The sequence below is a fragment of the Cupriavidus sp. 01L46 genome (assembly GCF_056399905.1).
Map to the genome: position 1 here is coordinate 1 of NZ_JBFTSF010000356.1, position 5,803 is coordinate 5,803.

The 5,803-nt window shown below is 62.8% G+C and carries 6 protein-coding genes; 2 read left to right on the forward strand and 4 right to left on the reverse strand.

What is annotated here, in order from left to right:
- The 4 genes from AC1DS3_RS34085 to AC1DS3_RS34100 form a co-directional block, all read right to left on the reverse strand.
- On the reverse strand, nt 1-513 hold a 513-nt coding region (locus AC1DS3_RS34085; protein ID WP_477128910.1), incomplete at its 3' end, for an amino acid ABC transporter permease.
- Between the two features lie 63 nt (nt 514-576).
- Entirely contained in the window at nt 577-1,476 is a 900-nt protein-coding gene (locus tag AC1DS3_RS34090) for a glutamate/aspartate ABC transporter substrate-binding protein (RefSeq protein WP_441640556.1), read from the reverse strand.
- 366 nt (nt 1,477-1,842) lie between these two features.
- Nucleotides 1,843-3,150 (reverse strand): Glu/Leu/Phe/Val family dehydrogenase, encoded by a 1,308-nt coding sequence (locus AC1DS3_RS34095; protein ID WP_441640557.1) that lies wholly within the window; start codon nt 3,148-3,150, stop codon nt 1,843-1,845.
- Between the two features lie 189 nt (nt 3,151-3,339).
- Nucleotides 3,340-4,311: a LysR family transcriptional regulator gene (locus tag AC1DS3_RS34100; RefSeq protein WP_150987952.1), complete on the reverse strand. Its 972-nt coding sequence runs from the start codon at nt 4,309-4,311 to the stop codon at nt 3,340-3,342.
- Between the two features lie 174 nt (nt 4,312-4,485).
- Between AC1DS3_RS34100 and AC1DS3_RS34105 the strand changes: the two genes are divergently transcribed.
- Together AC1DS3_RS34105 and AC1DS3_RS34110 are read left to right on the forward strand one after the other, a co-directional pair.
- Nucleotides 4,486-5,082 carry a cysteine dioxygenase family protein gene (locus tag AC1DS3_RS34105; protein ID WP_441640558.1) on the forward strand — a complete coding sequence of 199 codons (597 nt, stop codon included), beginning with the start codon at nt 4,486-4,488 and terminating at the stop codon, nt 5,080-5,082.
- A gap of 60 nt (nt 5,083-5,142) precedes the next feature.
- The gene (locus tag AC1DS3_RS34110; RefSeq protein WP_441640559.1) at nt 5,143-5,601 is read left to right on the forward strand and encodes an Lrp/AsnC family transcriptional regulator; all 459 of its coding nucleotides are present in this window, start codon (nt 5,143-5,145) and stop codon (nt 5,599-5,601) included.
- Nucleotides 5,602-5,803 lie beyond the last annotated feature (202 nt).

Consider the following 5,803-nt stretch of genomic DNA (forward strand, 5'->3'; position numbering starts at 1 on the left):
CTCCGAGGTCAGCGGCGGCACGATGACGCGGAACGACATCGGCAACAGCACGTAGCGGTAAGTCTGTGCGAGCGTGAAGCCCATCGCCAGGCCGGCATTCCTCTGGCCGGGCGGCAGCGAGTTGATCCCCGAGCGCACCTGCTCGCAGACCCGGGCCGCGGTAAACGTGCCCAGGCAAAGCATGGCTGCAATGAACTGCTGCGCGAACGGGTTCATCTGCTTGATCGCCTCGCCACCGGGCAACAGCTCGGGCATGACGAAATACCAGATAAACAACTGCACCAGCAGCGGGATATTACGGAAGATCTCTACGTAAGTGGCGGCCAGGCCGGACARCCACTTGTTGGGCACCGTGCGCAGTACGCCGAGTACAGAGCCGATGACGAGGGCGATGATCCACGACGAGAGCCCGAGTGCAATGGTGACCTTCAGGCCGGAAATCATCCAGTCCAGGTAGGTCTCGTTCTGGGCCGCTTGTTCGAGGAATACACCCCAATGCCAGCTGTAGTTCATGATGTGTCCTCAAAAAGAAACGGAAGGACATGCCTTCCGTTTCACACAACCGGAATCCCAGTATCAGTCGAGTGCCTTGTCGTTCGGCGTCTTGAACAGTGCCTTCATGTCTTCCGACAGCGGGAAGTCCAGGTTCAGGCCCTTGGGCGGGACCGGCTGCTGGAACCACTTGGTGTACAGCGTGTTGATCGAGCCATCCTTCATCATGCCCGTGATCACGGTGTCCGACAGCTTCTTGAACTGTGCGTCATCCTTGCGGATCATGCAGCCATACGACTCGCGCGATTGCGCCTTGCCAACCACGATCCAGTCGGCCGGATTCTTGGCCTTGGCGCGCTCGCCGTACAGCAGTGCGTCGTCCATCATGAAGGCGACGGCGCGGCCCGATTCCAGCGTCAGGAACGACTGGCCATGGTCCTTGGTGCTGATGATGTTCATGCCCAGTTTCTGGTCATCGTTCATCTTGCGCAGCAGGCGTTCCGAGGTGGTGCCGGCGGTCGTCACCACGTTCTTGCCCTTGAGGTCGGCCCAGTCCTTGATGCCGCCATCCTTCTTCACCATGATGCGGGTGCCGATGATGAAGATGCTGGTGGTAAACGATGCTTGCTTCTGGCGCTCGAGGTTGTTGGTGGTCGAGCCGCACTCGATGTCGATGGTGCCGTTCTGCAGCAGCGTGATGCGGTTCTGCGAGGTGATCGGGATTTCCTTGACCTGCAGGTTCGGCAGCTTCAGCTGATCCTTGATCGCTTCCACGATCTTGACATTGACATCGTAGGAATAACCGACCTGGCGCACGCCGCCCAGGTTGTAGTTGAACGGAATCGACGACTCACGAACGCCAAGCGTAATCACACCGGTGTCTTTGATCTTCTGCAGCGTGCCCGTCAGTTGCTCGGCAGCTTGCGCGGTACCGCACAGCACGCCAGCAGCAATCATCAGGGAAGCCAACTTGGCAACATTCATAACATCTCCTTGACCATGAAGAGAAAGGCGGGACTCTAACAAAAATCCACCCGCCGACGAAATAGTATTGCGCAGGCAAGCACTCAAGACAACGGGTTTTTCCCCTAACAGCGCCATTTAAGGCATGGTTTGCAAGGCAAACGAGGCATGCCTCCACTGCCCTGAAACCGTTGCGCCAACGCGTCGGGCCAGCCTTGCCGCAAGGCCTCGCCAGCACGGACGCCCCCCCACGTGCGTGGGGGCAGCGAGCGCATACGACAACGCGGCTGCCGGGAAGCCCGGCAGCCGCGTTACCAATCCTGGATGGACTTGTTGCGCCGCAGCATCGCCAGGTAGCGACGCTGCGGCGCCAAGCCGCGTCAGGTATCAGGGATAGAGACCGCGCATTTCGCGCGCCTGAAGAATCCGCGTGCACGCCACGATGAAGGCGGCCGTGCGCAAGGTAACCTTATTGTCCTGAGCGACCTGCCAGATCGCCCGGAATGCCTCTTGCATGATTCGTACCAGGCGCTGGTTGATTTCCTCTTCGGTCCAGAAGAAGCTGGAAAAGTCCTGTACCCATTCGAAATAGGAGACCGTAACACCGCCAGCATTGGCGATGACGTCGGGCGCCACCAGGATATTGCGCTCGCGCAGGATGTCGTCGGCCTCGGGCGTGGTCGGGCCGTTCGCACCTTCGATGACCATGCGTGCCTTGATGTGGGGCGCGTTCTGGGCTGTGATCTGGCCTTCCAGCGCGGCCGGGATCAGGATTTCGCAATCCACCTGCCAGAATTGCTCGGCGGAGATGGTCTCGCCCTGGAAACCTTCGATGGTGCCGCTGTGCGAGGCATATTCCATCATGGCGGGCACGTCCAGGCCGGCCGGGTTGTACAGCGCGGTGCGGTGGTCCTGCACCGCCACCACCTTGGCGCCTGCCTCATGGAACAGCTTGGCGGCCACGGCGCCGACGTTGCCGAAGCCCTGCACGGCAACGCGTGCGCCCTTGATCTCAAGGCCTAGGTTGCGCGCCGCCTCGGAACCCACCACGAACACGCCGCGGCCGGTTGCCTCGCGGCGGCCCAGCGAGCCGCCCAGCGAGATCGGCTTGCCGGTCACCACGCCGGTGGCGGTGCTGCCGGAATTCATCGAGTAGGTGTCCATCATCCATGCCATCACCTGTTCATTGGTGTTGACGTCGGGCGCCGGGATGTCCTTGTTGGGCCCGATGATGAAGTTGATTTCGCTGGTATAGCGGCGCGTGACGCGCTCCAGCTCCGAGCGCGAGAGCGTGCGCGGATCGACGCGGATACCGCCCTTGGCGCCGCCGTACGGCACGTTGACCGCGGCGTTCTTGACCGACATCCAGGCCGACAGGGCCATCACTTCCGACAAGGTCACGTCCTGGTGGAAGCGCACGCCACCCTTGCCCGGGCCGCGCGACATGTTGTGCTGCACGCGATAGCCTTCGAAGTGGGCAATGGTGCCGTTATCCATCTCGATCGGCACGTCCACCACCAGCGCGCGCTTGGGGCGCTTCAGGGTCTCGACCCAGCGGGCCAGCGAGCCCAGGTAAGGCGTGACACGATCGACCTGCTGCAGGTAGATGCCCCAGGGCCCGAGCGCATCGGCGTTCAGGTAGGAAGGCAAGGAGTGGTTCTTGACGGCAGGATTGGACGGCGCTGCGGAAGACATCGTTTGGTTCCGGTGTGAAGGTGCCGCCAGCTTAGGGGAGGCGGCCCCGCCGAAGCCAATGCCGTTTGATTATCCCGTTATGCATGCTTTGCATAACCTTTGACCAAGGCTCTGTACTGCCCCCTGTACTGCCCTGTGCCGGCCTTGCCCGCTATGTGGCGGTGTGCCCGGCGCACCAGCTGCGCGCCTTCAGGGTTTCGGCAGTGCGGGCAAGGCCTGCGCGGCCAGCGAAGACCACACGCGCTCCACCAGCTGGCGCTTGTTGCGAACCTGCGCACTGCGCCGCTCGTTGACGTGTTCGCCCGGCTTCTCCCGGTAAAGCCGGATTTCCATGTCGATCGAGAGCGGCGCGCCGCGCGCGGCCTCCGCGCGCACCAGCCGGTGCTGGACCAGTTCCTCGCGCACCGCGCTCTCCGGCAGGAAGGCCATGCCATGTCCKGACAGCGCCATCACCTTGAGCGCCTCGGCCATATCGGTCTCGTAGCATTTGTCGAGCTTGAGCGCGTCGGTGGTTTCTGACAGCAGCATGTCGACCATGCGGCCAAGGAAGGCGTTGGGCGTGTAGCTGAGGAAGGGCACCGGCTTCTTGTCCGTGCCCGGCAGCCGGTACAGAGGCTTGCCGGTGGCGTCCGGCACGCTGTATGGCGACAGCCGCTCGGTGCCCAGCACCATCATGTCGTAGTGCGCGGGATCGAGCTGGATGGCCTGGCGCGCATGGTGGTAGACCATCACCAGGTCGCAGCCGCCATCGACCAGCGCCAGCACGGCGTCGTGCACGTTGAGCGCACGCAGCCGGCACGGCAACGTGCCGATCTCGCGCTCCACCGCCTTGAGCCATTCGGGGAAGAACGTCAGCGACAGCGTGTGCGGCACCGCGAATTCCAGCACCTGGGCATTAGCCGAACGCTGCCCCCGCATCAGCGCGCGGGTCTCGCTGACCTGCGCCAGCATGGCCAGGGCCTGCTCGTAGAACACCTTGCCCGCCGGCGTCAGGCTGGTGGGATAGCTGGAGCGGTCGATCAGCTCCGTGCCCACCCAGGACTCCAGCGACTGGATCCGGCGCGAGAACGCGGGCTGCGTCACATGACGCTGCTCGGCCGAGCGCGAGAAGCTGTGCGTCTCGGCCAGGCTGACGAAGTCTTCAAGCCACTTGATTTCCATGAGGCGGCATTATCCACCGGCTGCCCGCGGTTTTGCCACCGTCAGGAATACTATTCTATTCATTTGATTTTTATTAGAATGTACTTACACTTACATCCAGATTTGCACGACAAGACGCACGTGCTTGCTACGGGACGGACGCTATGATGGTCTCAAACCAACAAGGAGCCCTTCATGGCCACCCAGCAAGCCGCCGTTACCGATATTGCCAGCCACGCACGTAGCGCCGGCGTCCTTGGCACCCTCGACGCGGCCAGCGGCCAGCCGGAGCTCTTTGCCCCGCTGTCCGACGGCATGTCGTCCGCCTTTGCCGCCAGCGCGCGCATGGTGGCGCAAGGCATCGAAGCCTGCCTGCCGGATGCCGCCACGCTGCTGGCGCTGCTGCCGGAATCGCTGCGCGAAGGCTCGGCCGAGGGCTATGTGCGCCACCTGGTGCACGCCGATCCGCTGGCGCGCTTCTCCGCCATGCTGATTGTCTGGCGGCCGGGGCAGCATAGCCCGGTGCACGGACACCAGACCTGGTGCGCCTACCGGGTGCTGCGCGGCACGCTGCACGAGCGCCACTACCGCTGGGACGCGCAAAAGCGGCAGGCGCATCCGTGCGGCGAGATCACGCGCACGGTGGGCGATACCTTTAGCGTGCCGGCTGGGCTGCGCCATATCCATGCGCTCGGCAACGACAGCGACGCGGTGGCCGTGTCGCTGCATATCTATGGGGTGGACCAGGAACACATCTGCAGCGGTGTGAACCTGCTGGTGGACGCGGCCTAAGTCGTGCGGCCGGCGAGCGGCCAGGCACCCGAACGACGCTGCGCGCCAACAGGATTTGCCATGGACCGATACGACCGCCAGATACTTGCCGCTCTCCAGGAAGACGCCACCGTGCCGGTGGCCGAGCTAGGCGAGCGGGTGGGCCTCACCTCCACGCCGTGCTGGCGGCGCGTGCAGAAGCTGGAAGAGAGCGGCGTAATACGCAAGCGCGTGGCGCTGCTGGACCCCACGCTGCTGAATGTGGGCGTGACGGTATTCGTCTCGGTCCGCACCAGCCAGCACAGCGTCAAATGGCTCAAGACCTTTCATGACCTGGTCGCCTCGATCCCCGAGGTGACTGAGTTCTACCGCATGGCTGGGGATACCGATTACCTGCTGCGCGTTGTGGTCCCGGATATCGCGGCCTATGACCGGGTCTACAAGAAGCTGATTCAGGGGGCTGAGCTGGCTGATGTTAGTTCTAGTTTTGCTATGGAGCAGATCAAGTATACGACGGCTTTGCCTTTGGATTATGCGTGATTGGGGTTGGTCGCTATTGCTAGACGACGTCCCCCTGCGGGTTGTGATCGGCGTTGGCCTTTGAGCCCAAGGGCCATACGACATCCCCCGCAGGGGGATGTCGTATGGCCCTTGGGTCCAAAAACCGGGCCTGTCAGTTTTTTTGTGTGCAGGGCAGGTATAGACTCACCGTCGACTTGAGCGGTGAGTGCAGCATTATCTC